This is a genomic window from Mucilaginibacter sp. AK015, assembly GCF_014200785.1.
Taxonomy (GTDB): Bacteria; Bacteroidota; Bacteroidia; order Sphingobacteriales; family Sphingobacteriaceae; genus Mucilaginibacter.
The window spans coordinates 237,849-264,512 of the sequence record NZ_JACHCV010000002.1 but is presented as its reverse complement, the minus strand read 5'-3'; the positions used below and the strand labels follow the sequence as shown (position 1 = coordinate 264,512).

24 protein-coding genes are annotated in these 26,664 nt (G+C 41.1%); 22 read left to right on the top strand and 2 right to left on the bottom strand.

Annotation, left to right across the window (positions count from 1 at the left end):
• Position 1 precedes the first annotated feature (1 nt).
• The 21 genes from HDC91_RS20105 (at position 2) to HDC91_RS10230 (ending at position 23,271) form a co-directional block, all read left to right on the top strand.
• On the top strand, positions 2 to 538 hold the full coding sequence (locus HDC91_RS20105) for a serine O-acetyltransferase (RefSeq protein WP_162429419.1): 537 nt from the start codon (positions 2 to 4) through the stop codon (positions 536 to 538).
• On the top strand, positions 535 to 1,851 hold the full coding sequence (locus tag HDC91_RS10325; protein ID WP_183551727.1) for a flippase: 1,317 nt from the start codon (positions 535 to 537) through the stop codon (positions 1,849 to 1,851). The genes HDC91_RS20105 and HDC91_RS10325 overlap by 4 nt, the downstream gene beginning before the upstream one ends.
• Positions 1,841 to 2,698, top strand: coding sequence for a UDP-N-acetylmuramate dehydrogenase (murB, locus tag HDC91_RS10320; protein ID WP_183551724.1), 858 nt, complete (start codon positions 1,841 to 1,843; stop codon positions 2,696 to 2,698). The genes HDC91_RS10325 and murB overlap by 11 nt, the downstream gene beginning before the upstream one ends.
• A 21-nt stretch (positions 2,699 to 2,719) precedes the next feature.
• Entirely contained in the window at positions 2,720 to 3,868 is a 1,149-nt protein-coding gene (locus tag HDC91_RS10315) for a hypothetical protein (RefSeq protein ID WP_183551721.1), read from the top strand.
• Positions 3,869 to 3,914: 46 nt separating this feature from the next.
• A complete protein-coding gene (locus HDC91_RS10310; RefSeq protein ID WP_183551717.1) occupies positions 3,915 to 5,219 on the top strand; it encodes an O-antigen ligase in 1,305 nt (434 codons plus the stop codon).
• Positions 5,220 to 5,224: 5 nt separating this feature from the next.
• Complete coding sequence (locus HDC91_RS20100; RefSeq protein ID WP_162429414.1) at positions 5,225 to 5,770, top strand: acyltransferase; 546 nt, start codon at positions 5,225 to 5,227, stop codon at positions 5,768 to 5,770.
• 104 nt (positions 5,771 to 5,874) lie between these two features.
• A complete protein-coding gene (locus HDC91_RS10300; RefSeq protein WP_183551714.1) occupies positions 5,875 to 7,455 on the top strand; it encodes a DUF4838 domain-containing protein in 1,581 nt (526 codons plus the stop codon).
• Between the two features lie 70 nt (positions 7,456 to 7,525).
• Positions 7,526 to 8,605: a glycosyltransferase gene (locus tag HDC91_RS10295; protein WP_183551711.1), complete on the top strand. Its 1,080-nt coding sequence runs from the start codon at positions 7,526 to 7,528 to the stop codon at positions 8,603 to 8,605.
• 4 nt (positions 8,606 to 8,609) lie between these two features.
• Positions 8,610 to 9,818 carry a glycosyltransferase gene (locus HDC91_RS10290; RefSeq protein WP_183551709.1) on the top strand — a complete coding sequence of 403 codons (1,209 nt, stop codon included), beginning with the start codon at positions 8,610 to 8,612 and terminating at the stop codon, positions 9,816 to 9,818.
• Positions 9,818 to 10,330, top strand: coding sequence for a DapH/DapD/GlmU-related protein (locus HDC91_RS20095; protein WP_183551706.1), 513 nt, complete (start codon positions 9,818 to 9,820; stop codon positions 10,328 to 10,330). The genes HDC91_RS10290 and HDC91_RS20095 overlap by 1 nt, the downstream gene beginning before the upstream one ends.
• Positions 10,331 to 12,463 (top strand): bi-domain-containing oxidoreductase, encoded by a 2,133-nt coding sequence (locus tag HDC91_RS10280; RefSeq protein WP_183551703.1) that lies wholly within the window; start codon positions 10,331 to 10,333, stop codon positions 12,461 to 12,463. It abuts the gene before it with no gap.
• Between the two features lie 13 nt (positions 12,464 to 12,476).
• Positions 12,477 to 13,568, top strand: coding sequence for a non-hydrolyzing UDP-N-acetylglucosamine 2-epimerase (gene wecB / locus HDC91_RS10275; RefSeq protein ID WP_183551700.1), 1,092 nt, complete (start codon positions 12,477 to 12,479; stop codon positions 13,566 to 13,568).
• A gap of 8 nt (positions 13,569 to 13,576) precedes the next feature.
• Entirely contained in the window at positions 13,577 to 15,163 is a 1,587-nt protein-coding gene (locus HDC91_RS10270) for an alginate lyase family protein (protein ID WP_183551697.1), read from the top strand.
• Positions 15,163 to 16,335, top strand: a complete 1,173-nt coding sequence (locus tag HDC91_RS10265; RefSeq protein ID WP_183551694.1) for a glycosyltransferase family 4 protein — start codon at positions 15,163 to 15,165, stop codon at positions 16,333 to 16,335. Before HDC91_RS10270 ends, HDC91_RS10265 begins: the two co-directional genes overlap by 1 nt.
• The gene (locus tag HDC91_RS10260; protein WP_183551691.1) at positions 16,332 to 17,273 is read left to right on the top strand and encodes an NAD-dependent epimerase/dehydratase family protein; all 942 of its coding nucleotides are present in this window, start codon (positions 16,332 to 16,334) and stop codon (positions 17,271 to 17,273) included. The genes HDC91_RS10265 and HDC91_RS10260 overlap by 4 nt, the downstream gene beginning before the upstream one ends.
• Before the next feature lie 6 nt (positions 17,274 to 17,279).
• Complete coding sequence (locus tag HDC91_RS10255; protein WP_183551688.1) at positions 17,280 to 18,227, top strand: UDP-GlcNAc--UDP-phosphate GlcNAc-1-phosphate transferase; 948 nt, start codon at positions 17,280 to 17,282, stop codon at positions 18,225 to 18,227.
• A gap of 166 nt (positions 18,228 to 18,393) precedes the next feature.
• Positions 18,394 to 20,340 (top strand): nucleoside-diphosphate sugar epimerase/dehydratase, encoded by a 1,947-nt coding sequence (locus tag HDC91_RS10250; protein WP_162429403.1) that lies wholly within the window; start codon positions 18,394 to 18,396, stop codon positions 20,338 to 20,340.
• Between the two features lie 114 nt (positions 20,341 to 20,454).
• On the top strand, positions 20,455 to 21,390 hold the full coding sequence (locus HDC91_RS10245) for an SIS domain-containing protein (protein WP_183551685.1): 936 nt from the start codon (positions 20,455 to 20,457) through the stop codon (positions 21,388 to 21,390).
• A 2-nt stretch (positions 21,391 to 21,392) separates the two neighbouring features.
• Positions 21,393 to 22,133: a 3-deoxy-manno-octulosonate cytidylyltransferase gene (gene kdsB, locus HDC91_RS10240; protein WP_183551682.1), complete on the top strand. Its 741-nt coding sequence runs from the start codon at positions 21,393 to 21,395 to the stop codon at positions 22,131 to 22,133.
• Complete coding sequence (gene kdsA, locus HDC91_RS10235; protein WP_183551679.1) at positions 22,120 to 22,899, top strand: 3-deoxy-8-phosphooctulonate synthase; 780 nt, start codon at positions 22,120 to 22,122, stop codon at positions 22,897 to 22,899. Before kdsB ends, kdsA begins: the two co-directional genes overlap by 14 nt.
• Positions 22,900 to 22,935: 36 nt before the next feature.
• A complete protein-coding gene (locus HDC91_RS10230) occupies positions 22,936 to 23,271 on the top strand; it encodes a DUF6122 family protein (protein WP_183551676.1) in 336 nt (111 codons plus the stop codon).
• Positions 23,272 to 23,282: 11 nt separating this feature from the next.
• Here the strand turns inward: HDC91_RS10230 and HDC91_RS10225 are convergent, their stop codons facing one another.
• Together HDC91_RS10225 and HDC91_RS10220 are read right to left on the bottom strand one after the other, a co-directional pair.
• Positions 23,283 to 23,762, bottom strand: a complete 480-nt coding sequence (locus HDC91_RS10225; protein WP_183551673.1) for a nucleoside deaminase — start codon at positions 23,760 to 23,762, stop codon at positions 23,283 to 23,285.
• Positions 23,763 to 23,844: 82 nt separating this feature from the next.
• Entirely contained in the window at positions 23,845 to 24,450 is a 606-nt protein-coding gene (locus HDC91_RS10220) for an OmpH family outer membrane protein (protein ID WP_183551670.1), read from the bottom strand.
• A 195-nt stretch (positions 24,451 to 24,645) separates the two neighbouring features.
• Here HDC91_RS10220 and gyrB point away from each other — a divergent pair, with 195 nt between their 5' ends.
• Positions 24,646 to 26,604, top strand: a complete 1,959-nt coding sequence (gene gyrB, locus HDC91_RS10215; protein ID WP_183551668.1) for a DNA topoisomerase (ATP-hydrolyzing) subunit B — start codon at positions 24,646 to 24,648, stop codon at positions 26,602 to 26,604.
• The last annotated feature ends 60 nt before the right edge of the window (positions 26,605 to 26,664 follow it).

Below are 26,664 nucleotides of genomic sequence, written 5' to 3'. Positions count from 1 at the left end.
AATGGTAACGCTTAAAGCTACAATAGCACATATAAAAAGTGATATTTATAATCATGGCGGCGTAACCTTCAAAAAGAAAGTAAACGTTTACTTGTTTAACGCGTCGTTCAGATTGCTTCTTAATTATCGCATAGGGCGATATTTACGCCAAAGACGCAACTTTATCAGCAACTTTATCTTACAGCGGTACGAGTATCGCCAGGTAACAAAAAGAAACTGTTATATCTCTTTCCGCGCCTCAATAGGTTCTAATTTCAGGTTTGCGCATCCAATAGGTGTTATTATCGGCGAGAATGTAGTGATAGGCGATAATGTTCGTATCTGGCAAAATGTAACATTAGGCAGCCACGGTAAAAAAGAACAGGCTTTGATATACCCGCAGATAGGCAACAATGTTAAGATTTTTGCGGGCGCCAAGCTATTTGGGGGCATTACAATAGGCGACGGCGCCGCAATAGGGGCCAATGCGGTTGTAAATACGGATGTACCGGCCAACAAAACAGCAGTAGGTATACCTGCTAAAGTATTAGGTTCATGAAAGCTTCTTTTTTAAAAGAATTATATAGCGTTTTTGTAAGCAGGGTGGCAGTTATAGCTGCCGGTATAGGCGGCGCGGTAGTTACCGCGCGATATCTTGGCCCCGAAGGTAATGGTGTAATTGCCGCTTTAATGGTTTACCCTTCGCTTTTCATGACAGTTGGTTCATTAGGCATAAGGCAGGCTGCCGCTTACTTTGTTGGTCAGCAAAAATACGAGCTACAAGATATATATGGCGCTGTGCTGGCAATATGGCTGGTAACCAGCGTTTTTTGCGTAGCAAGCTCCTACCTACTTATCAAGTTTTTTACCAAAGGTATTTATTCCGAAACACTTATCCTCCTGGCGGTCATCGCTATTCCTTTTTCACTTTACAGCACTTATAGCTCGGGTATATTTTTGGGTAAGCAGGATATTAAAGAGTTCAATAAAATTAACTGGATACCGGCCGTACTTAATTTTGCATTTACTTTTATATTGGTTGCCATTGTTCCGTTAGGTGTTGCCGGGTCTATGTTGGGTACATTCATAGGGGCCGCAATTCTGCCATTTTTTATCGCCAATAAAATAAGGAAGGTAGCTGTAATAAAACCCGTATTTAACGGAGTAATAATTAAGGGCATGTTAAGCCTTGGCATTGTGTACGCTATCTCGCTGCTGGTGACGGCCTTAAACTACAAGGTTGATATTATCCTGCTTAATAAATACTCAACCATCTCCGAACTTGGGATTTATTCAAAGAGCGTGAATATAGTTCAGTATTTATGGGAAGTGCCCACCCTGGTAAGTACTATCGTTTTTTCGAGGAGCGTTGGTGCTAAAGATCCCCAGGAAATATCGCGTAAGGTATGCCGTCTCCTAAGATTTTCGAGTGTAATTATAATTTTTGCCTCCATATTAATGTTCCTGTTATCACCACTAATTATAAAGGTGTTGTTTGGGGCCAAATTTGCAGGCAGCGTAAGTGTTTTAAACATACTGTTACCGGGTGTGCTACTGTTAACCGTTTTTAAAGTGCTTAATATGGATATTGCGGGTAAGGGGAAGCCCTGGCTTTCCATGAAGGCCATGGTGCCTGCAGTGATCATAAACATTCTACTTAATATTTTATGGGTGCCAGGCCATGGCGCCAACGGATCTGCTGCTGCATCATTAGTTAGTTACACGTTCGCATCATTGATGTTTTTATATGTGTACTCAAAAGAGGTTAAAATGCCCATAAAAGATATCCTTAAATTTACAAGCGAAGACAAAGAGTTTGCACGCTCTTATATATTGAAATTTACCGGCAAAACTGTTAAGCATGATAGTTAAAGAAAACTTTGACCTTACACCATATAATTCTTATAGAATAGCGGCAACTTGTGCAAAAGCCTATTTTCCGGAAACGGATGAAGATCTGTACAGCTTGTTTTCGGAACGGAACATCGAAAAAAAGATTGTAATTGGCGGTGGGTATAACATCATATTATCAAAACCGCATTATCAGGAATCTTTTGTTATATTCTCTGATAATTTATCAAAAGCAGTTGTTAACGATGTTACACTTACCCTGCAGGCAGGTATAAGCATGCTGGCGATAAGTCAGCTGGCCTACGAGCATGGTCTTTCGGGTATGGAGGTGTTTTATGACATTCCCGGTTCGTTGGGTGGTGCTATTGTTATGAATGCCGGTTCGGGAACAGACGAGATCAAGAACGTGCTTGTAAAGGTGAAGTACTTTGACCCAATTAGCCTCACTTTTCATGAAATGTACAACAGCGAGATTGGCTTTAGTTACCGCGACAGCTTTTTTCAAAAAAACCCACACTTGCTGATAACTGAGGCCACGCTCGAATTATTTAGAAAAGATAAGGAATCCATTAAAGAAAAAATGGAGCAAACCAAAGCGACAAGGCATTCAAAGCAACCCAAAGAATACCCCAATGCCGGCAGCGTTTTTAAACGCCCCAAGGGTAAGTTTGTTGGGCCAATGATAGAGGAACTGGGCTTAAAGGGTTACAGTGTTGGCGGTGCCCAGGTTTCTGAAAAGCATGCCGGCTTTATTGTTAATTACAATAACGCAACAGGCGCCGATATATTAAATTTAATTAAGGACATTCAGGATAAGGTTTACGCTGCCTATGATGTAATGCTGGAAGTTGAACAACGGATAATTTAACATCGCATAAAATTATTAAAGATGAAGATTTGCTATGTTATTACCTGTATGAGGATGAACACCGGGTTGGGGGGGCATTATCATAGCCTTAAGGCAACCGCTCAGGCTATAAGTGAAGACGCAGACGTATTGATTGTAATTATTGGTGACAACCCATGCCCAACTATTGAAAAATCGGGTATCCCATATGAGCGGGTGTCTTCAACCTTTAATATTATTGCTGGTATAAAGGGCCTTGTTAAAATTTTAACGAAATATAAGCCAACTGTTATCCATAGCTTTGATGCAAAAGCCGATTTTTTTGCCCGCTCGGCAAGTAGTTGGCTTAAAATTCCTAAAATAAATACAAAATGCGGCGGCGCTTCACCAAATAAATTTTACCCGTATCAAAAAAACCTCATTATCTACAGTAGCGAGGATCTTAATTATTTTTCAAAAAACGAGAAGTTTAAAAACAGCAACATTTTTTTAATCCCAAACAGGGTTTATAAAATAAAAGATGATAACGAGCGTATAGAAAAGCTGAGACCTTTAGTTACAAGTAAAGCCACCTTATTGCGTATATCAAGAATAGGCAGTTACTATAAAAAAAGCTTATTGCAAGCAATTAACCTTATTGGTTGGCTAGTTAAACAAAATGTTGATATACAGCTTATTATTTTAGGCAAGGTAGAAGACGACAACATTTTAAATGAACTGAAGGAACATGCGGCGGGTTTACCGGTTAAGTTTGTAACCGAGCCCGAATTTACATCAGATGCCAGCCAATTGCTTAATATTGCAGATGGTATAATTGGAACTGGCAGAGGGGTGATGGAAGCGGCATCAAAAGGGAAAATGTTGTTTACACCCTTGAAGGATTCAGATTACCCGGTACTTATTACAGAAAATAATTTTGATGACCTTGTTTATTACAATTTTTCTGAAAGGAACAGGATAGAGGGATATGATCAGAATGAGAATTTGCTGGCAATAAAAAATATCTTACAAAGCGACGACCTTCGTAAAAGCAACATCGAGTTTGTAAACAAAACCTATACAGACAAATTTAGTATCGAAACAAAAAAGGATACGTATTTAAAAATATATCAATCTGCTGAATTCTATAAAGACCCGCTTATGGATTATCTTAGGCATATGGCTATATTATTCAGATTCTTTTTAAAATAAAAGCATGATAAAGCTTAAGAAATATAAACTACTGGATTTTATGATTATGATGCTCATAATCCTGTATTTAACAGAGCTTTTTCGGTTTGCCCTTTTTCTGCACATCTCCCTTGATATTTTTGCGGTACTCGCTGTAGCTTTGTTATCATTGTATGCTATACTGCATTATCATATACTCGCGAGGCTTATTAAAACCAAGAAGATTTTTCTTTATGCGCTGCTGATATTTGTATTCATGCTGATAACTATACCGATATATTTTTCACTCGGCTTTTTATCGCTTGCCAAGGTTGTAAGGCCATTAGGCAACTCGCTGCTATATCTTTTACTATTTTTTGCAGCGTATATCATAGGGCTCAAATACGATTTTAAGCACCTTAACAGGTTTATTATATATCCTTCTGTTATCATCATTATAGCCGGGTTAATTTATAATTATATTAACCCCAATCTTTTTTACAAACTGCGGCTGCTTTTGAACGATGCCGATGGTGACGCCGATTCCGATTCGCTTTCAAAAATAGAAAGGGCAGCCGGGTTTTATTTAAAATCTACTTACGCCGCATTCAGTATGGTGCCGGTGTTTTTTTTCCTTTTTGTGTCGAAGCAAAATAAAAAGATACTCACCGTACTTTTAATCACCGTTATTATAGTTGGTTTAGTTTTCCTTACCGGCTCGCGTTCGGTGTTGCTTTTTTTAGTTCCGGCTTCGTTCTTCATATCAAAGCTGGTATATAAAACCTTGTCCAAAAAATATCGTCTTGCTAAAAATGCATCCGCCGAACTGGTGGTAATCGGTATGCCGTTAATCATGATAACAGCTTTCGCGTCACTATTTTATATATCCATATACCTTTCTGACCAAGGTTATAAGGTTTTAGGCAACAGGGTGGTTAGTTTAACCTCGGCAGATGATTTATCGTCTGATAATAGTGTCAACGAAAGGCTTGAAGCGCAAAAATTGTATCTCGGGAAAATAGTGGAAAGCCCTTTATTTGGATATGGGCCGTTGTATACCACCGATCTTAAAAAGAGCGGCCAGTTTACGTCAAATAGTCACAATTCTTATATAGAATATGCATTTAGATACGGAATCGTATATATATTGATCTTTTTGGCTTTCAACAGGTTATTATGGAAAAGTTTTGAAAGAAAGCTTTTAAGTAAATATTACAATTTTGATTATCTCGGTTTTTTTGTTGTTTACCTGTTAGTGTGCAGCTTGTTTAATAACACGATGATGGAGAATAAAACTATTGTGATAATGCTGGGCATTGGCATTGCGATGGGTAAACGTATTGCTAACGGGTTACCACCTGAGGAGGTAAGAGCAATTATAAACGTAAAATAAATTATATGCATCCACGTCTAAAAAACTTAGTTGCCAAATACTTATACTACACTAAAGGTGGTGTAAGCAGAGCACGTTATTTAGGGGCCAAAGTGGGCAGTAATTGCCGCATATCAAACATTAATTTAGGGACCGAGCCATTTTTAATAAGTATTGGCAACAATGTTACTATAACAGAGGGCGTTATACTTTTAACCCACGATGGCAGCACTTGGCTTATCAGGGATAATAAAGGGCGCCGGTATAAGTATGCCCGGGTAACTATCGGTAATAACGTATTTATTGGTGTTGGGGCAATCATTATGCCGGGGGTAAACATTCAGGATAACGTTGTAATTGGCGCCGGGGCCGTGGTTACTAAATCGGTACCCGCAAATGTTATTGTTGCGGGTAATCCGGCTAAAATTATCGGAGATTTTAATAAGTACAAGGAGACCGCCCTGAATAGTTTTCTCTCTGATGCTGATTTAGACCGCGGAGTAGAGTTTAAAACCCGTATAGAAGCGCTCGAGGATTATTTTGAAATGAAAGAATATTTGGCTCGTAGCTAAGCTGGTTTAATTAGCAATTAGCTATAACACTTAAACATATTGGTATGAAAATGATATATAAGGGAGTCTTGGTGTTTTTAAGCCTATTTTTATGGATATGTTTAATGCCGGCGTCAGCTCTTGATCTGGCAAAAGATGGAAGATCATCTTATAGTATTTATATACCCGCAAATGCCAGCCCTACAGTAAAAAATGCTGCAAATGAGTTCGCAAAATATTTTTTTAAAATAAGCGGCGCTAATTTACCTGTAACCACAAAATTTTCGGGCAATAACCAAATTGTAGTAGGTGATAATGTAATTACCGGTAAATATTTCCCGCAGTTTAATGCTGCAAGCTTAAAGGGCGATGGCACTTACTTAAAATCATCCAAGAGCCTGCTGTTTATTAATGGAGGTAACGAGAGAGGGGTTTTAAATGCGGTATATAGTTTTTTTGAAACCTATTTAAATTGCCGTTACTATGCACATGATCTTATTGTAATACCAAAACAAGCCAATGTGAGTATTGGAGTTGTAAACCTCTCGGAGGTTCCCGTTATTTCATATAGGTCATGCAACTATGGCGAAGCGTTACAGGCTGATTACATTGCCTGGAACAAGATAAGCAACTTGCCAAATGAGCATAGGCAGAAAAGATATAAATGGGGATTATGGGCCCATACATTTACCATACTTGTGCCACCAAAAAAATATTTCAAGGCACATCCTGAATATTACGGCCTTATCAATAATAAGCGCAACAAAAATCAGCTTTGTTTATCAAGAGACGGGGTTGTTGATGTTATTGTTGATACCTTACGGGTGATGATGGCAAAAAATCCGGATGCAAAGTACTGGAGCGTAAGCGCTATGGATGGCAACCCTGATAATTGCAATTGCGAATTATGCACAAGTTATCGCGCGCAAAATCATAATCAGAGCGATTTGCTCATAAATTTCATAAATAAAATAGCGGCGAAATTTCCAAACAAGGTAATATCAACACTGGCTTACCAAAAAACCAGGACACCACCAATATCTGTTATCCCTGCAAAAAATGTTAATATACATTTCTGTGCTTCAAATGACGATAAACTGAAACCCATTACCAGCAACCCCGAGCTAATGGGTGATCTGAACGGTTGGCTTAAATTTACCAACAACATTATCTTTCGCGATTATATGATATATTATAAGTGCGATTGCCCGTTTCCAAACTTCCCGGTATTGAAGCCAAATTTGCAAGCTATCGCGGCAAAAAATATTGATATGGTTTACCTTGAGGCAGATGCAAAAATGGGGCTTGAGTTGGAGGAGTTAAGATCGTACCTGCTGGCAAAACTTATGTGGAATCCGTCGGCAGATGCTGAAGCAATTACCGACGAGTTTTTAAAGGCCTATTATCATAACGGTGCCCCTTTTGTAAAACAGTATTTAAATACATTGGCCACTTATGCTAAAACTGGTAACAGGCCCCTGCAAAACAGCGCGCGTATTTTAACCTATTCGCGGGTTGATGATCAGGCTGCATACCTTAACCCGCTAAAAACAGGGATATATTCGGATATTTTAAGAAAGGGCGTTGCTGCGGCAAGCGGCGATACCGCGGCACAGGCAAGAATTAACAGAGTACTAAACACAATTAATAACGTTACAATAAAACCCCCTTCAAGGCCAAGTAGAAAGGCTTTATTAGACGACTAACAATTACAGTCGTTAAAACACTCAGCAATAGTACTTGCTAATATAAGTATGCTATTGGTTTTTTTGAAAAATGAGAATAGTACACATTATACCCTCTATAGAAGGAGGCGGGGCCGAAAACCAGCTTAGGTTATTAGCGAACACCATGGCAGGTCAAGGTGGCGATGTTTGGGTAATTTACCTGCACGCTAACCCCAATGCACACCGTTTATTAAATTCGAATGTAAATTCAATTTGCCTTAATGTAACCAATAATTATTCGCCCGGAATATTCTGGGCTTTATACAATCATTTAAAAAGGCTGTCGCCAGATATTGTGCAGACCTGGATAACGCAGGTTGATATTATCGTAGGGTTGTTATCAACGGTGCTTAAATTTAAATGGATAATACGCGAGCCAAGTGATAAGCTTAGCAGGAAACAAAACACCAAATTAAAGTTAAGAAAAAAGATCGCTGTATGGCGGGGGGCAGTAATTGTGGGAAACTCTGAAAGAGGCCTGCGATATTGGGAAGAAACCGGGCTTCAGTTACAATTGATCCGAAACGGATACGAAATTGATTTTTTTAAAGGGTATGGAAGTGCTGAAAGAAAGCACCATAAGCATGAAGTGGTTTGCATAGGGCGCCTGGAAGTTTCGAAGAACCTTACCCAGTTGATGGACGTATTTGAAAGCTTACCTCCGGACATTAAAGAAGGCCTTCATTTAACCATAATCGGCAAAGGTCCGTTAGCTGAAGCTTTGCAGCAAAAAGCGGTACTTTGCAATTATAAAATAAGCTTCACCGGTTTCATTAACGATAAGTACGAATTGCTTAAATATTACAAAAAGAGCAATGTTTACTGCAGTTTTAGTACTAACGAGGGGATGCCTAACACGCTTATAGAAGCAGGTCTGTCAGGGTTATTGATAATTGCATCTGATATACCTGCACATATTGAATTACTGCCGCCGGATTACCCTTTTTTGCTGCCACTTGCCGATAATACACAAATGGCGCAAGCAATAACAAAAGCCCTATCGCTTAGTGATGCCGAACGCTTTAATTACATTAAAGAAATACAGGATTGTTTTGCAGCATACGCTATAACTGAGGTATCCGCAAAGTACACAACACTTTACAATTCGGTAGTTTATAATAATAAATAACTTAATGAACATATTACTAAACCTTATTCCCGTAACATTTGGAGGCGGCTTGCAAGTGGCAGCCAACTTTATCGATACCGTGATAGATCATAACGGGTACGGCCATAACTGGTGGATAATGGTAGCCAAGGGCGACGAACTATCTAACATTTTACGCAGGCGTAATTATAAAAATACTATAGAGGTTGATAATTCGCCCTTAAAGCGAATGTGGTTCGAAAAATTCAAGATCAATGACATCATCCAAAATAATAAAATAGACATAATGTACAGCTATGGTCCGGGCATACCGCAAGATACCATCCCAACAGTTGTACGCAGTGCATACTCTAACCTCTACTATCCCGAAATTGATTTTTGGGGCAACTGGCCGCTTAAAAAACGCATTATTGCTAAAGTAAAAGATAAGTATAGGTTGGCCACCACACTAAAGGCAGATGCGCTGATCTTTGAGAACAAAGGAATGCGGTCAAGAGCGATAAAGAACTTTGGGTACAACAGTAACAATACCTTTTTTATAAAACCCTCTGTAAGTCAGTTCAACAGCGGAGAGATCGATAAGAAAAAAATCCCTGAAAAGTTCAAGGGTATCCCGGCAGACAATTTTAACATTGTGATGTTAACCGCCTGGCATAAAAATAAAAATATTGACCTGGTACCGTACATCCTGAAAGAATTGAAGGATGAAGGAGTTACAGATGTAAACTACCTGATAAGTGTTGAAGCCGATCATCCGTACTCTCATACGTTAATGGCCAAAGCAAAGGAGTTTGGAGTTGAAACGAACATTTACCTTTTGGGCCGTGTAAAGGTTGATGAGGTAAAATATCTTTACGCGGTTTCCTCCGCCTCCATGCTGTTAAGCAAGCTGGAGTGTTTTAGCTCAAACATCATTGAGGCCTGGACATATCAAAAACCGTTGCTGTTAGCTGATGAAGAATGGGCGCGAAGCATTTGCGAAGACGCCGTAATATATGTTGACCGGGACGATGCACAGCAAATAGCGGATAAAATCAGGCAGCTAAAAACAGTTAAGGGAACTTATAAAACCATTGTTGACAACGGCCTTACCCAGATAAAAACCTATAATACGCCGGAGCAAAAAGTTATAAAACAAATTAAGTTTTTAGAATTTGTATATCGTAACTTTGCCCGGCATGGTAAAAAGTGGTACTTGGATCAAAGTATTTCAAATAATTTGAGCGATAATTAATGAAAAACTTCTTAGTGTGTACGTTTGAATTTTTTGCATCGTGGATATTCATTTTACCTCGTCATAAAATATTCAACATTTTTAAAAGCAACTTTTTAAGGCTGTGCGGTTCTAAAATAGGCAATTCTATAACCTATTATCCGGGCATAAAAATAAGCCCTGGTTCAAAACTTATTTTAGGCGATCATGTTGACCTTGCCTGGGGTGTATTAATAACCACTGGGGGCGGTGTACAAATTGGTGCGCGCACATTAGTAGGTTACAACACACAAATTTTTTCGTCTAACCATACTGTACCAAAAAACAGGGGGCACATATTTTCTGCAGGGCATACCAAAAAACAGGTAACTATAGCCAATGATGTTTGGATAGGCGCAGGTTGCATAATACTGCCCGGTGTAAATATTGGCGAAGGTGCTGTTGTTGCAGCCGGCAGTGTTGTTACTAAAGATGTACCCCCGTTTGTTTATGTAGGGGGCGTACCCGCAAAAATTATAAAAGAAAGAGACTAAATGAAACAAATAACACAAGATCTAAAGGATGGCAATACAGTTTTAGAAGAAGTGCCCGCACCGGTTGTTAAAGGCGGGCAGGTGCTCATCAAAACTTCAAGAACGCTGGTGTCATTAGGTACCGAGCGCATGCTGGTCGAATTTGGTAAAGCTAACCTGTTACAAAAAGCCATGCAACAGCCTGAACGTGTAAAAATGGTTTACGATAAGGTTAAAACTGATGGCTTAAAACCAACTATAGATGCTGTGTTTAATAAACTTGGCCAGCCGTTGCCATTAGGTTATTGTAACGTAGGTAAAGTGGTAGCAGTTGGCCGCGGTGTTACCGAATTTAAGCCGGGCGACCGGGTAGCGTCAAACGGCCCGCATGCCGAGTATGTATCTGTACCGCAAAACTTAGTTGCCCACGTGCCCGATAATGTAAGCGATGAAGAGGCTGCGTTTACCGTTATAGGAGCTATTGGGCTGCAAGGCATCAGGCTTATAAACCCTACCTTTGGCGAAACCGTGGTAGTGGTGGGGTTGGGCTTAATAGGTTTATTAACCGCGCAGCTCCTTGTAGCTAACGGCTGCAAAGTAATAGGCTTTGATTTTGACCGCCAGAAAGTAAGTTTAGCTGCCGAAGCAGGCATTATGGCTTACAACCCTGCGGAAGGTATTGATCAGGTTAAACTGGTTGAAAACATTACCAATAGCGTAGGTGCAGATGCGGTTATCATCACCGCTTCAAACAAAAGTAATGATATAATAGCCCAGGCGGCCCACATGTCGCGCAAGCGCGGCCGCATCGTACTGGTTGGCGTAATTGGTTTAGATATTAATCGTGCCGATTTTTACGAGAAGGAATTGTCGTTCCAGGTATCTTGTTCCTACGGGCCGGGCCGTTACGATGATAATTATGAGCAAAAGGGCAATGATTATCCGCTGCCATTTGTAAGGTGGACTGAAAAGCGAAACTTTGAGGCGGTATTGCAGGCATTAAGCACCGGCGCCTTGAAAGTTAAACCGCTGATAACCGAGCGCGTTTCTATTGAAGATTACCAGCAAATTTATGGCAATATATCGGCCGCAGGCTCTATAGCCTCTATTTTAGAATATGCAGATGATGATGGCCCTTTAAACAGGGTTGTACAGTTAAACAATAATACATTTAGCGGCCAAACCGGGGTAATAGCGGTAATTGGTGCGGGTAATTTTACAAGCGCCATGATACTGCCGTCATTAAGGAAAGCCAGCGCCTCGATAAAATATATTGCCAGTTCAGGCGGATTGACGGGCACAACGCTTGCAAAAAAATACAATATAGCCAATTCCACAACTGATTATAAAACCGTGCTTGATGATAAGGACGTAGACCTGGTTTTAATTACGACAAGGCATAACCTGCATGCACAAATGGTTGTTGAAGCATTGGAAGCAGGTAAGCACGTATTTGTAGAAAAACCCCTTGCATTAAATACCGATGAGTTAAAAAATATTTTACAGGCGTATACCGCAAACCCCAAAACCATAACCGTTGGTTTTAACAGGCGTTTTGCACCGCTGGCTGTAAAAATGAAACAACTGCTGGGGTCGGCTAACACGCCGGTTAACATCATTGCTACCATGAACGCGGGTTTTATTCCTCAAAACTCATGGGTGCATGACATGCAGGTAGGCGGCGGCCGTATTATTGGAGAGGCATGCCACTTTATAGACCTGTGTACCTATTTAACCGGCTCAATGGTTAAGGAAGTGTGTATGAACGCTATGGGCGTTAACGCTGATGAACAAACAGATAATGCATCTATCATCTTAAGATATGAGAATGGCAGTAATGCGGTTATTAATTATTTTGCTAACGGCAGCAAAGCCTATGCAAAAGAGCGTTTAGAAGTTTACTCCCAGGAACGTACCCTTGTTATGGATAACTGGCGCAAGTTGCATGGCTACGGCTTTAAAGGTTTCTCATCCTTATCATCCGGACAGGATAAGGGCCATGCAAAACAATTCGAATTATTAGTGAATGGTGTGAGACATGGCGGCGACGCAATTATTCCTATAAACGAAATAATTAATACTACGCTTGCCAGCTTTGCCGCTATTGAGAGTTTAAAAACAAACAGTTGGGTAACTTTAAACGCCGACCTATAATTATATCACATTTATGCTTATATCTATCATTGCAGGTGCCCGCCCTAATTTCATGAAAATAGCGCCAATCATCAGTGCTATTGAAGACGCTGTATCAGAAGGAAAAAATATAAAATACCGATTGATACACACCGGGCAGCATTATGACAAAAAAATGTCCGGTGATTTTTTTGAACAGTTAGGGATACCCGAACCTGATGCTAATCTTTCAGCCGGAGGCGGAACGCAGGCGGAGCAAACTGCAGCAATTATGGTCGGTTTCGAAAAAGAGTTAATTGCAAACCCGGCAGATATCGTATTAGTTGTAGGTGATGTAACTTCAACAATGGCTTGTGCTATTGTTGCCAAAAAGTTGCACACTAAAGTTGCTCATGTTGAAGCGGGGATACGCAGTGGCGACTGGACAATGCCCGAGGAGATTAATCGTATGGTTACAGATGCCATTACCGATTATTTTTTTACCACATCGGCTACTGCCAATGATAATTTAAGAAAAGCAGGAATATCAGACGAGCGTATATTTTTTGTGGGCAACACCATGATAGATACCTTGTTAAAGCAGATGCCGAACTTTAAACAGCCAGAGGTTTGGGCCCAGCTTAAGTTACAGCCTAAACAGTATATTGTAATGACGCTTCACCGCCCGGCCAATGTAGACGAAGAGGAAGGCCTGCAACAACTAATGAGCGCCATAGTAGAATCATCGCAGGGCTTGCCGCTTGTGTTCCCGGTTCATCCACGTACAGCAAAAATGCTTAATAACGCGGGTATAAGCGCGCCAAATTTGTATATGATAGAACCGCTGGGCTACCTGGAGTTTAATTATTTGGTGCAACATTCTAAAGCGGTAGTTACCGACTCGGGGGGGATTACGGAAGAAACAACAATTATGGGCGTTCCGTGTATGACATTGCGCGACAACACGGAAAGACCTGAAACTATTAATATAGGTACAAACGAGTTGCTTGGTACAAACCCCAAAGCCATTGGGCCGGCTTTTGAAAAACTTTTTAAAGGTGAATGGAAAAAGGGAAGAATACCGGAATTATGGGATGGTAAAACTGCCGGGCGGATTGTAGATAACCTGTTAACGTTAGAAAAATAAATACGGCTGTGATCAATAAGGTTTTATTACTTGCCCGCACCGTTAAACATTTAAAATTCAACCAGGTTGCATATCAATTATACTATCGGTTAAAAAAGACCCACAACCTGCACTGGTTCAAAAATAAAATCCAGGCCGGCCCGGTTTACAAGCCGCTAAATTTTAACATAAACTATCAGTTAGCAGACATCGTTCAACCAGCTAACACTTTCAACTTCTTAAATCTGCAACATTCCTTTAACAAGGCTATTGATTGGAATTACCAGGGCTACGGAAAGCTGTGGAACTATAACCTTCAATATTTCAACTACCTGCACCAGCCTGATATCACAGCTGAGCAAAAGCAAGAATTATTGGTTGATATTGGCAGATGGCTTGAAACCGGAAAACTTCAGCTTGAACCATACCCGGTGGCATTAAGGGTGATGAATGCTATCCGTTTTATAAGTGTAGGGGATATAAAAAACCCAACTATAATACAAGATATTTATGCCCAGTTAGCTTACTTAAATGATAATCTTGAGTATCATTTGCTTGGTAATCACCTGCTGGAAGATGCATTTGCTTTATTTATGGGCGGCCACTTTTTTAATGTGGGCGCCTGGCGCAAAACAGCAAAGGCAATACTTTACAAGGAACTGACCGAACAGGTTTTAGATGATGGTGCACATTTTGAGCTGAGCCCAATGTACCATCAGATTATTTTTTTCAGGGTATTAGAACTTTTTGATTGGTATAAAAATATTAATGATGACGATGCCTTTTTAAGCTTTATTACGCAAAAGGCCGCTGATATGCTGGGATGGCTGCAATTGATAAGCTTTAAGAACGGAGACATACCCCATTTTAATGACAGTGCATCCGGCATCACGTTTACAACACTTCAGCTGCAGTTTTTTGCGAAGCAGGAGAAAATTGAACCAAACCATCAACTGATGTTAAAAGGGTCGGGGTATAGAAAGTTTCATTCGCAAAAATACGAATGTGCTATAGATGTAGGTGCTATCGGGCCGTCTTATCAGCCCGGCCACGGCCATGCTGATGCGCTGTCATTTGTGTTATATATTAATAACGAGCCGTTAATTGTTGATACAGGCACCTCAACCTACCAAATCGGGAGCCGGCGAAGCCTGGAGCGTGCCACAAGGGCTCATAACACGGTTGAAATTGGGGGAAAAGACCAATCGGAGGTGTGGGGTGGATTTAGGGTAGGCAATCGCGCAAAAGTAGTTATCGATAACGAGTCGGCAAATGTTTTAACAGCCAGTCATAATGGCTATCAGAAAAGCTTTGGCACTAATCATCAAAGAAAGTTTAATTTTGCCCCGGATATTATCAGCATTACCGACGTTCAGTCTGCAGAAGGTATCCCGGCTAAAGCATATTTTCACTTTCACAGCAATTGCAAAGTAGCAATAACAGCTGCTAATGAGGCCAAAGTTGAGGGGTATGCAAGCCTGATTTTTAAGGGCGCAACCAACTTGATATTGGAGCCATACCAACTTGCTAACGGGTACAACAGCTATCTGCCGGCTTTTTGTCTGTCGGCAACTTTTGAGAATGAGTTGCAAACTGATATTATATTAAACGACTAATGAAAAGAATATTATATCTGAGCTTTTATTTCGAACCTGATTTATGTGCCGGATCGTTTCGTAATTCACCGCTTGCAAAAGAACTGGCAAGGCAAGCTAAAGGCAAAGCCGTTATTGATGTAATTACCACCGTACCCAACCGGTATAGTACCTTTAATACCCAGGCGCCGGCTTTTGAAGAGCATGACAATATTACTGTTAACCGCATATTGATACCCAAACACAATAGCGGATTTACCGACCAGATCAATTCTTTCAAAACGTACTTTTTTGAAACGTATAAGATAATTAAAGGCAAAAAGTATGATATGGTTTTCGCGTCCTCTTCCCGTTTGTTTACTGCATATCTGGGATATAGTATCGCCCGCAAACAACGTATTCCGTTGTATCTTGATATTCGCGATATTTTCATCGATACCATGCAGGACGTTTTAAAGAGCAAATTGCTGAAAACCGCAGTATTGCCCGTACTAAAACAAATAGAAAAAAAGGTATTTAGCTATGCAACACACATAAACCTCATATCCGGCGGGTTTGAATCATATTTCGAAAAGTATAATAAAGCCTCATATTCTTCATTCTCAAATGGCATAGATCCGGAGTTTTTACATCTAAAACCCAGTAATCCTGTCCCTAATAAAGAGCAATACATTATAACGTATGCCGGTAATATGGGCGAGGGGCAGGGCCTTCATAAAATAATACCCCAAGCAGCGAAATTACTGGGCGATAAATATAAATTTTTGGTGATTGGCGATGGGGGCGTAAAGCAAAAATTGGTTAATGCTATAACAGAAGCGGGATTGAAGAATATAGAATTGAGGGACCCGGTATCGCGGAAAGAGTTACTTGATATCTACGATCAATCAGATTTTCTTTTTCTTCACCTTAATGATTATAAGGCGTTTGAAAAGGTGCTCCCCTCCAAAATATTTGAATTGGCGGCTTATGACAAGCCAATAGTGGCCGGGGTGGCCGGCTTTGCAAACCGTTTTATAGCCGATAACGTGCCGAATCGTATTTTATTTTTGCCCGGCGATGCCGAAGAAATGGTTAAACAGCTAAATGCTTACGTATATGAAAACTACTTCCGGGCCGATTTTTTGAAAAACTTTACCCGCGAAAACATTAACGCCAATATGGCGAAATCAATATTATCATATTTAAAATGAGTAGTATTTTAATGTCAGGAGTGTCGGGCTTTGTTGGTCAAAATCTCAGCCGTCATCTAAAGGAAAAGGGACATGACATCATTTCTTTAATAAGACATGCTCATGCCGGCAATTCAGTTGGAGATATCTCATGGGACAACATGGCCGCTTTAAAAACTATGCGTCTTGATGCTTTTGTTCATTTAGCGGGCAAGGCACATGATCTTAAGAATACATCTGACCCAGAAGAATACTTCACAGTAAACACCGGCTTAACAAGTAAGCTGTTTGATTCGTTTTTGCAGGGCACAGCAAGTACTTTTATTTTTTTTAGCAGTGTTAAGGCTGCAACAGATAGTGTTGAGGGCGTACTTACCGAAGATATAACACCACAGCCTAAAACTCCATACGGCGAATCTAAATGCCGGGCGGAGGCTTATATTTTGGGCCGGCAGCTGCCAACCGGTAAGCGCGTGTTTATACTACGACCGTGTATGATACACGGGCCGGGAAACAAGGGTAACCTGAATTTGCTGTACCAGGTGGTAAAAAAGGGTATACCGTACCCACTTGCGGCATTCGATAATAAAAGGTCTTTTTTGTCAATAGCCAACCTCAATTTTGTAGTAGAAAGTATATTGGCCAACCCCGCGTTACCGGGGGGTATCTACAACCTTGCAGACGATGAGCCGCTATCTACTAACCAACTAATTAAGCTTTTAGCTACCGTAAGTGGCCGCAAAGCACGCCTTTGGAAATTATCACCCGTAGTGATCAAAGCAATAGCCTCTATCGGCGATATATTACATTTGCCCCTTAACAACGAGCGGCTTAAAAAACTTACTGAAAACTTTGTGGTGTCCAATCAAAAGGTAAAACAGGCCTTAAATATAAGTTTGATGCCCGTTTCTGCCCGCGAAGGCCTTACTCAAACAATTAAAAGCTTTAGTACCGAATAAACCGTTATGCTTTACATTATTTTGTTTCCGTTGTTTTTTGGCGCTATGCTACTTTATTTCCGCATCGCAGATCACTATAATATAATTGACCATCCAAATGAACGCAGCTCGCATTCAATTATCACTATACGTGGCGGCGGTATTATATTTTTAATAGCAGCGCTGGTTTTAATGGGGTGGCATTTTAACGAATTTTATATACCCATGTTAGGTACATTGGTTATTGGGGTGATCAGCTTCCTGGATGATATACATACGCTGTCCAGCCGTATCAGGATAATCATTCAATTAATAGCGGTGAGTTTAATGTTTTGGTACCTGAACTTATACCATTTAAACGCGGTGGCCGTTATTGCCGCTTATATTATTGTTATTGGTATTATAAATGCCTACAACTTTATGGATGGGATTAATGGTATTACTGGGTTGTACAGCCTGGTAGTGTTATCCGGCTTGCAGTATATCAACATCAGGGCGGTGCATTTTATTGATGCGGATATGATATGGCTGCCCATAATTGCCTGTTTAGTGTTTTTATTTTTCAACTTCCGCAAGCGGGCGAAGTGTTTTGCGGGCGACGTGGGTAGTGTTACCATAGCTTTTTGGATTACCCTGCTTTTATTTAAAATAATGTTATTCACCGGTAATTGGACATATATATTATTCTTATCCATTTATGGTGTTGACACGGTATTAACTATAATATACAGGTTAATACTTAAACAGAATATTTTTAAAGCACACCGGCTTCACCTGTATCAACTACTTGCCAACGAGTGTAAGGTGCCCCACTTGCTGGTTTCAACAGTATATGCGTTTGTACAGTTAATAGTTATTTTAATAGTTATCCAAAACAGCACTTATTCACCTATTTTATTATCTTTATTAATAATATTACCTTTGATACTAATATATATCATAACACGGTTGGGTTTAACAAAAGGCAATATTTAAACCATATAAAACAAAACTTACGTTAATTGGTTATAGAGTTCCCCGCAGTTGCATATCGTAGCTTTCTCTTAAGTTAATTATTTAATAACCTTGAGAATTTTAGTAAAATGATAAAAGATGTTACCTTTACTTTTGATATCTGCAATGACACTTATAATATAAACTCATGAAAAAGTATTTACTGTTCAGTAAGGTTGTGCCCAGATGGATAATAATGATATTAGACTTTGTTATTATTACATGGTCATTTGCATCATCATATCTTATCGTAAACCGCTTTGAGTTCGCAAATATATTAAGAGGATATTTTTTTATATATACAGGTATTTACTGTATAGTAGCCGCTTTGGTAATGTATTTAATGCGTGTGCATACCGGCCTTATAAGGTATTCAAATACAAGGGACGTGCTGCGGATATTTGGTTCGGTATTTATTAGCAGTATAGTTTACATAACAGTAATTACATTTTGGGTAAAACCCTTTTTTGGCATTAATACCGCTACAATCGATCTGGTTTTGCTGGTGAATTTTTCGGTGTCTAGCACGTTGCTGATTTTATTACGCAGCGCTGTAAAAAGTGCCTTTAATTATCTCAACAATTACTCAAGTTCCAAAAAAACCGTTGTTGTTATTTATGGCTCAGATACCAGCGCGGTGTTAGTTAAACAAGCCTTAGAAGCAAGTGCCAAAACAAACTTTGTTATTGCAGGGTTTGTTGACACAGACTCGAGCAAGATCAATAAAGAAATACAACAGGTTAGGGTTTATGATATCAACAAACTTGCTAAGCTGAAAGAGAAGCGTGCCATTGATAAAATGATCATCATGAACCACCATCTTGATGAGCAATCAAAAAAAACCGCGCTGGAAGCCTGCCTTGCTTTAGGCATACAGGTGCTTACCGTGCCACCGTCAGACCAATGGATTTACGGTAAACTTAATATGCAGCAAATAAAGGACCTTAAGATTGAGGATTTATTGCAGCGCAAAACTATCCAGATAGATACTACACGCATATCTGAAGACTTGCAGGGAAAACGTGTGTTAATTACCGGGGCTGCAGGGTCTATCGGATCAGAAATTGTACAACAGGTATTACAGTATAGCCCGGCAATGGTCATCCTTTGTGATCAGGCAGAATCGCCTTTACACGATATCCGCCTGGAAGTAGAAGAAAAGTTTGCTAAAGTACCGGTGAAAATATTTATTGGTGATATCAGGAACTACTACCGCATGGAAAAGCTGTTCGCTGATTATCATCCCGAAGTAGTTTATCACGCCGCCGCGTACAAACACGTGCCGATGATGGAAGAAAATCCGTCTGAGGCGGTAAGAGCCAATGTGCTGGGTACAAAAAACATCGCCGACCTTTCGCTTGCTTATGGCGTGCGAAAATTTGTAATGGTATCTACCGACAAGGCGGTTAACCCTTCAAACATAATGGGCACTACCAAACGGATTGCCGAAATTTATATCCAATCCCTTAAAGATAGCCCGGCTAATAAAGGTACCTGCTTTATTACTACACGTTTTGGTAATGTATTAGGCTCAAACGGCTCGGTAATACCGCGTTTTAGAGCACAAATACAAAAAGGCGGGCCTATTACTGTAACCCATCCTGAAATAACCCGTTATTTCATGACCATCCCCGAAGCTGTGCACCTGGTGTTAGAGGCCGGTACTATGGGCAGCGGCGGCGAAATATTTATTTTTGATATGGGCGAACCGGTCAAAATTGTGGACCTGGCTCTTAAAATGATAAAACTTGCAGGTTTACAGCCCGACAGGGATATAAAAATCGTTTACTCAGGCTTGCGACCTGGCGAAAAATTATACGAAGAACTGCTTAATCATGGCGAAAATACCAAGCCCACCCATCACGAGAAGATAAAGATATCAGAGGTGATAAATTATCCTTATCAACAGGTTGCGGAGGACATCAAAGAGCTTCTTCTGTTGAATAAGCAAAATGATGAAATGGCGATGGTAAACAAAATGAAGGAGATTGTGCCGGAGTTTATAAGCAAAAACTCAAAATTCGAGCACCTGGACAATAAGCGGGAATTAAGCATGAAAACCGAGTCCAGCAAATTACGTGTATTGCAAGACTAATTAGCAGCCGGTTTCTTCAGGATATTCAAACACGCCCCGGCAACGGCTATTCAGCTTATCAAATTTTATTGAGTATAATTGCAATACAAAAAACGCCCCCGGGTTTTGCAGTTAATGAAAAGTATTGCCCAAAAAGTATTTGATATCGAGATAGCATCGTTGCAGTATGTAGCGTCGATGTTAGATGAGCAGTTTACTAACGCAGTTGATGCCATCCTTAGGTCGACCGGTAAGCTTGTAGTTTGCGGGATGGGTAAATCAGGCCATATAGGCAAAAAGATATCGGCTACGTTTACAAGTACCGGCACCCCAAGTTTTTTTATGCACCCTGCCGAAGCCTTTCATGGCGATTTGGGCATGATCAGCGCCGATGATGTGGTTATTCTGGTATCCTATTCAGGCGAAACTGAAGAGGTGCTTAAGATTGTGCCTTACCTCCACTACAATAAAAATGTATTTATAGCTATAACGGGTAACCCTAATTCTACCCTGGCTAAAAATGCTACTTATCATTTAAATATTTGCGTTACACAGGAAGCTTGTCCCCTTGAACTCGCACCCACGTCGTCAACCACGGCTACACTGGTTATGGGCGATGCGCTGGCGGTAGCCCTGATGACTGCCAGGGATTTTTCGCCTGCTGATTTTGCACGTTTTCATCCAGGTGGAAGGCTTGGCCGTAAGCTACTGGTTAGGGTAAAAGATGTTATGCGCACCGATAAGCTCCCGTTTATTGATAGTAAGGCAACTTTTACACAGCTTGTATTGCAAATGAGCGAGGGTAAGCTCGGAATGGTTATAGTTGGCACACGCGATAAAGTAGCCGGCGTAATCACCGATGGCGACCTTCGCCGCGGATTGGTAAAGTACGGCGATATTCATCAACTACCTATCACCGAACTAATGAACCCCGCCCCAAAGATCATTAATGAGCATGAATTGGTTTATGACGCCGAAACGCTGATGATGGAACGTAAAATAACGACACTGCTGGTGCACGATGACGAGAATATGCTAACGGGTGTTTATCAAATTTTTAACCGGGGTTGACCATGAAGGCTATTATTGTGATACCCGCTCGCTTAAGATCTACCCGGTTGCCACGCAAAGTACTGCTGGATCTGGGCGGTAAACCTGTTATACAACGTGTTTACGAAGCCTGCCTTAAGGCTACGCTGCATCACCAGATATGGATTGCAGCCGACAGCGATGAAGTGTTTAATGTTTGCAGGGCTTTTACTGCGAATGTAATAATGACGCGTGAAGACCATCAGAGTGGCACTGACCGCATTGCAGAGGTTATCGAAAAAATAGCTTGCGATGTGGTAGTAAACGTACAGGGCGACGAACCCTTTGTTGATGCCGGTATAATAGACAGATTAATAACCGAGCTACAGCAAAGCGAAGCCCCGATGGCAAGCGTATGTGCCCCCGTACAGAACATTGACGAGTTGAACAACCCTAACCTGGTTAAGGTAATAACCGACGTAAACCATGATGCCATATATTTCTCCAGATATCCAATACCATTTTCGAGGGATGGAGAGATAAGCGACACATCGGTTTATAAAAAGCACATGGGGATATATGCTTATCAAGCGGCTTTTTTAAAAGAGTTTGTTACCATGCCCGTGTCTTTTTTGGAAAACACCGAGAAACTGGAGCAGCTTAGGGCAATAGAGAACGGCTACAAAATTAAAATGATTGAAGTAAAGGGCATCGAGAAAGGGATAGACACCCCCGAAGACCTGGAACTTGCACTTAAAAAGATAAAGGAAAATGGCATTATATAAAGATATTACCGAAAAACCGTTTTTTATTGTTGGCCCATGCGTGATGGAAAACCAGGACTTGTTGTACACAGTGGCCGAAAAGGTTGCAGAGATAGGCAGCAAATACCCTGTAACCGTTATTTTCAAGTCATCGTTTGATAAGGCTAACCGTACCAGCGTACATGCTTATCGCGGGCCGGGCCTTGCAAAGGGAATGGAGATGCTGAACAATGTTAAAGACAAATTTAACTTGCCGGTTACTACAGATATACATGAGCCTTTCCAGGCGGCAGCATGTGCCGAGGTGGTAGACATATTACAGATACCTGCATTCCTGTGCCGGCAAACAGATCTGCTGGTGGCCGCTGCAGAAACAGGCAAAATAGTAAATATCAAAAAAGCACAGTTTCTATCCGGTCAGGATATGTTTTATCCTGCGCAAAAGGTGAAAGAATCAGGGAATGATCAGATCATTCTTACTGAAAGGGGCAATTCGTTTGGCTACAACAACCTTGTTGTTGATTTTAGGAATGTGGCTGATATGGCCGAGTTTGGCTATCCTGTTTGTATGGATTGCACTCACTCGGTACAACGTCCCGGCGGCGCAGGGGGTAAAACCGGCGGCGATCGCAAGTTTGTGCCTAATATGTCGCTGGCGGCTAAAGCATTTGGAGCAAGTGGATATTTTATAGAAACCCATCCCGACCCGGATCATGCGTTAAGCGATGGGCCCAATATGCTTTATCTAAAAGATTTGGAAGAACTGATAATATCCTTGATAAACTAATGCTTTTAAGCGGTGACATTTAAGCTATTAAGTTTAATGCTAAGCTTTCATTTTTTTACGGTGCTGCGGCTTGTAGTACACTACGGTTTGCATTTTTTTGCGCCAGGCTTACTGGCACTGATATTTTTCAGGAAAATATGGCAAAAGGCATGGCTGATAATGGTTGCTACCATGTTGGTAGATGCCGACCACTTGCTGGCCAAACCCATCTTTGACCCTACAAGGTGCAGTATAGGTTTTCATCCGCTGCATTCATATTACGCTATCGCTGTATATGTTATACTGCTGTTTGTACCAAAAACCAGGATAATAGCGACAGGTTTGCTTTTTCATATGCTTGCAGACTATCAGGATTGCCTATGGATAGGGTAGCCTCGCGCTGATCAATAATCCGGCTTGCTTTCTAAGCCTCTCCATTGATCAAATATGGCCAGCGCTTCGGTATGCATCATTTGTACGCAAGGCAATTTACGCTCATCCATCGGTTTTTCCAGTTCATTGTAAATAAAGTGATCGTCAAAACCGATATCCGCGGCGTCCTTTTTGGTGTTGGCATAATATATTTTGCTGATACGAGCCCAATAGATAGCGCCCAGGCACATAGGGCAGGGCTCGCAGCTTGTATATATCTCGCAGCCTTCAAGGTCAAAGGTGCCCAGCTCCTGGCAGGCCAAACGTATTACAGATACTTCGGCGTGTGCTGTCGGGTCATTTTGCTGTATAACCCTGTTGGCACTTCGGGCTACCACCATCCCATCCTTTACAATCACTGCGCCAAAGGGGCCGCCCTGCGCTTGCCTTACATTATATTCAGACAGGTCTATGGCCATCTGCATAAATTTTTCGTTCCCGGTTTCTTCCATCAGCTTAAATTAAAAAACCCCGGCTAAAAGCCGGGGTTTTAAATTACATTATTTTTTTGATGTGCGCATCAGCACATTTATCCTATAATTTTTTGTCTTTAGCGTAAGCTTCATTCAATCTTTTAATAACATCAGCAGTTACATCAAGGCTTGGGTCACCATAAAGCATAGTAGTGTTGCCTTTTTGATAGGTTAATATCATTTTGTAACCTTTTTCTTTAGCATAAGCTTTGGTAAACTCTACCAGCTTGTCGTAAAGTTTGGTTTGCTCGCTCAACTGGTCGTTTTGTACCTGGGCGCCGGCATTTTGCTGGTATTGCTGAAACTCCTGCCCTTTTTTCTGTAAGCGTTGCTCAGTAGCCTGGCGCTGGTCGGCCGGCATGGTAGCAGCAGCTTTTTGGTACTCAACGTATTCGCGCTGAATGGCCTGCTGGCGCGATGCTACATCGCTTTGGGCTGCTTTACCTTTATCATTAAGGCGTTTATCCATATCCTTAATGTATTCGTATTGGGCAACTAACGAATCCTGGTTTATGTAAACAATTTCGGGAGCAGTGCTATTGGTTGAGCCTGCAGTGGTAGCTGCGGCAGGTTTAGTATCCGTTTTATTTTGGTTACAAGCAGATACACCTGCAGCAATTAATATTGCCAATACTGATTTTGTAACAATTGAAGCCTTGATTTTCATTGTATTTATCTTAAAAAATTTTGACAAATATAATCTTTCAGTACAAGTTTCCTAATCATTAATTAAGATGTTTATTACTGTCATATTTATCAACAATCAAACTTATGTTGCACAATGTTTAGCTTTATGTGAAGCAAAAATCGTATTTTTGTGTATAAACTCCACTTGGAGAAAAGGTTATTTTTTTAATCAAATATGAGCGAAGAAAATCAGGATAAATCAAATTACTCAGCAGATAATATACAGGTTTTAGAAGGCCTGGAAGCTGTACGTAAAAGGCCTTCGATGTACATCGGTGATACGGGCGTAAAAGGCCTTCATCACCTGGTTTACGAGGTTGTTGATAACTCGATAGACGAGGCACTTGCCGGCTACTGTGATACCATTAACGTTACAATACATAAGGGTAATGCCATAACGGTTGTAGATAATGGCCGCGGTATACCCACAGGTATCAATACAAAAGAACAAAAATCAGCCCTTGAAATAGTAATGACCGTACTGCATGCAGGCGGTAAATTTGATAAGGATACTTATAAGGTATCAGGCGGTTTGCATGGTGTAGGTGTAAGTTGCGTTAACGCGCTGTCCGTTCATGTTAAAACCGTTGTGCATCGCGAGGGTAAAATATTTACACAAGAGTACGAGCGTGGTAAACCGCTATTCCCTGTAAAAGAAATAGGGGTATCTGACAAAACAGGTACAACCCAAACTTTTCAGCCCGATCCGGAAATCTTTACAACGACAACCGAGTACAAGTTTGATACGTTGGCTACCCGCTTGCGCGAACTGGCCTTCTTGAACAAAGGCATACGTTTAACCTTAACTGACGAACGTGAAGAAAATGCCGACGGTACATTTCCAACCGAAGAGTTCTTTTCTGAAGGCGGGTTAAAAGAGTTTGTTAAATACCTTGATGGCACCCGTGTCTCTATTATTCCTGAGCCTATTTATGTAGAGGGGATAAAACAAGGGATACCAGTAGAACTTGCACTGCAATACAACGATACTTATTCGGAAAATGTGCATTCGTATGTAAATAACATTAATACCATTGAAGGCGGTACTCACGTTGCCGGTTTCAGAATGGGGCTTACCCGTACGCTTAAGGCTTATGCTGATAAAGAGGGCCTGCTTAAAAATGTTAAGGTTGATGTTACAGGCGATGACTTTCGTGAAGGGTTAACAGCTGTCATTTCGGTTAAAGTTCAGGAACCACAGTTTGAAGGGCAAACCAAAACCAAGCTGGGGAACAGCGAGGTGAGTGGCGCGGTTAACGTTGCCGTAGGCGAAATTTTAGGCAACTACCTTGAGGAAAACCCGAGGGAAGCAAAGATGATAGTGCAAAAGGTTATACTTGCCGCTACAGCCCGTGCAGCAGCCCGTAAGGCGCGCGAAATGGTGCAACGCAAGAGTGTAATGAGCGGATCGGGCCTGCCTGGTAAGCTCTCTGATTGTGCCAACAGCGACCCAACCCTGTGCGAATTGTACCTTGTAGAGGGCGATTCGGCGGGTGGTACTGCCAAACAAGGCCGTAACCGCGAATACCAAGCAATACTCCCGTTACGGGGTAAGATACTGAACGTGGAGAAGGCCATGGAGCATAAGATATACGAGAATGAAGAAATAAAGAATATGTTTACCGGCCTGGGTGTAAGTATTGGTACACCCGAGGATGCAAAGGCACTGAACCTGACCAAGCTTCGTTATCATAAAATTGTGATCATGACCGATGCGGATGTGGATGGGTCGCACATTACCACATTGATCCTGACTTTCTTCTTCCGATATATGAAGGAGCTGGTTGAATATGGTTATGTGTACATTGCCTCGCCGCCACTATATCAGGTTAAAAAAGGTAAAGAGTCGGAATATTGCTGGAGTGACGAGCAGCGCGATAAGGCTATACAGCGACTTAAAGGCCAAGGTAAAGAAGATAGCGTACATGTACAGCGTTACAAAGGTTTGGGAGAGATGAACGCCGAGCAACTATGGGAAACCACTATGAACCCGGCAAACCGTACCCTTAAAAAGGTAAGCATTGAAAATGCTGCTGAGTGCGACCATACATTCTCTATGTTGATGGGTGACGAAGTTGCCCCACGCCGGGAATTTATTGAGAAAAATGCACGTTACGCTCGTATAGATACCTAAAAGATATACGATAAAAAATATACAAGCCCCGCGTTAAGCGGGGCTTTTTTTTCTTCATTA

What these genes read in the sequence shown, in the direction of transcription:
- HDC91_RS20105 (WP_162429419.1), top strand. Translation starts at nt 2, where the DNA reads ATGGTAACGCTTAAAGCTACAATAGCACATATAAAAAGTGATATTTAT.
- HDC91_RS10325 (WP_183551727.1), top strand. Translation starts at nt 535, where the DNA reads ATGAAAGCTTCTTTTTTAAAAGAATTATATAGCGTTTTTGTAAGCAGG.
- murB (WP_183551724.1), top strand. Translation starts at nt 1,841, where the DNA reads ATGATAGTTAAAGAAAACTTTGACCTTACACCATATAATTCTTATAGA.
- HDC91_RS10315 (WP_183551721.1), top strand. Translation starts at nt 2,720, where the DNA reads ATGAAGATTTGCTATGTTATTACCTGTATGAGGATGAACACCGGGTTG.
- HDC91_RS10310 (WP_183551717.1), top strand. Translation starts at nt 3,915, where the DNA reads ATGATGCTCATAATCCTGTATTTAACAGAGCTTTTTCGGTTTGCCCTT.
- HDC91_RS20100 (WP_162429414.1), top strand. Translation starts at nt 5,225, where the DNA reads ATGCATCCACGTCTAAAAAACTTAGTTGCCAAATACTTATACTACACT.
- HDC91_RS10300 (WP_183551714.1), top strand. Translation starts at nt 5,875, where the DNA reads ATGCCGGCGTCAGCTCTTGATCTGGCAAAAGATGGAAGATCATCTTAT.
- HDC91_RS10295 (WP_183551711.1), top strand. Translation starts at nt 7,526, where the DNA reads ATGAGAATAGTACACATTATACCCTCTATAGAAGGAGGCGGGGCCGAA.
- HDC91_RS10290 (WP_183551709.1), top strand. Translation starts at nt 8,610, where the DNA reads ATGAACATATTACTAAACCTTATTCCCGTAACATTTGGAGGCGGCTTG.
- HDC91_RS20095 (WP_183551706.1), top strand. Translation starts at nt 9,818, where the DNA reads ATGAAAAACTTCTTAGTGTGTACGTTTGAATTTTTTGCATCGTGGATA.
- HDC91_RS10280 (WP_183551703.1), top strand. Translation starts at nt 10,331, where the DNA reads ATGAAACAAATAACACAAGATCTAAAGGATGGCAATACAGTTTTAGAA.
- wecB (WP_183551700.1), top strand. Translation starts at nt 12,477, where the DNA reads ATGCTTATATCTATCATTGCAGGTGCCCGCCCTAATTTCATGAAAATA.
- HDC91_RS10265 (WP_183551694.1), top strand. Translation starts at nt 15,163, where the DNA reads ATGAAAAGAATATTATATCTGAGCTTTTATTTCGAACCTGATTTATGT.
- HDC91_RS10260 (WP_183551691.1), top strand. Translation starts at nt 16,332, where the DNA reads ATGAGTAGTATTTTAATGTCAGGAGTGTCGGGCTTTGTTGGTCAAAAT.
- HDC91_RS10255 (WP_183551688.1), top strand. Translation starts at nt 17,280, where the DNA reads ATGCTTTACATTATTTTGTTTCCGTTGTTTTTTGGCGCTATGCTACTT.
- HDC91_RS10250 (WP_162429403.1), top strand. Translation starts at nt 18,394, where the DNA reads ATGAAAAAGTATTTACTGTTCAGTAAGGTTGTGCCCAGATGGATAATA.
- HDC91_RS10245 (WP_183551685.1), top strand. Translation starts at nt 20,455, where the DNA reads ATGAAAAGTATTGCCCAAAAAGTATTTGATATCGAGATAGCATCGTTG.
- kdsB (WP_183551682.1), top strand. Translation starts at nt 21,393, where the DNA reads ATGAAGGCTATTATTGTGATACCCGCTCGCTTAAGATCTACCCGGTTG.
- kdsA (WP_183551679.1), top strand. Translation starts at nt 22,120, where the DNA reads ATGGCATTATATAAAGATATTACCGAAAAACCGTTTTTTATTGTTGGC.
- HDC91_RS10230 (WP_183551676.1), top strand. Translation starts at nt 22,936, where the DNA reads ATGCTAAGCTTTCATTTTTTTACGGTGCTGCGGCTTGTAGTACACTAC.
- HDC91_RS10225 (WP_183551673.1), bottom strand. Translation starts at nt 23,762, where the DNA reads ATGGAAGAAACCGGGAACGAAAAATTTATGCAGATGGCCATAGACCTG.
- HDC91_RS10220 (WP_183551670.1), bottom strand. Translation starts at nt 24,450, where the DNA reads ATGAAAATCAAGGCTTCAATTGTTACAAAATCAGTATTGGCAATATTA.
- gyrB (WP_183551668.1), top strand. Translation starts at nt 24,646, where the DNA reads ATGAGCGAAGAAAATCAGGATAAATCAAATTACTCAGCAGATAATATA.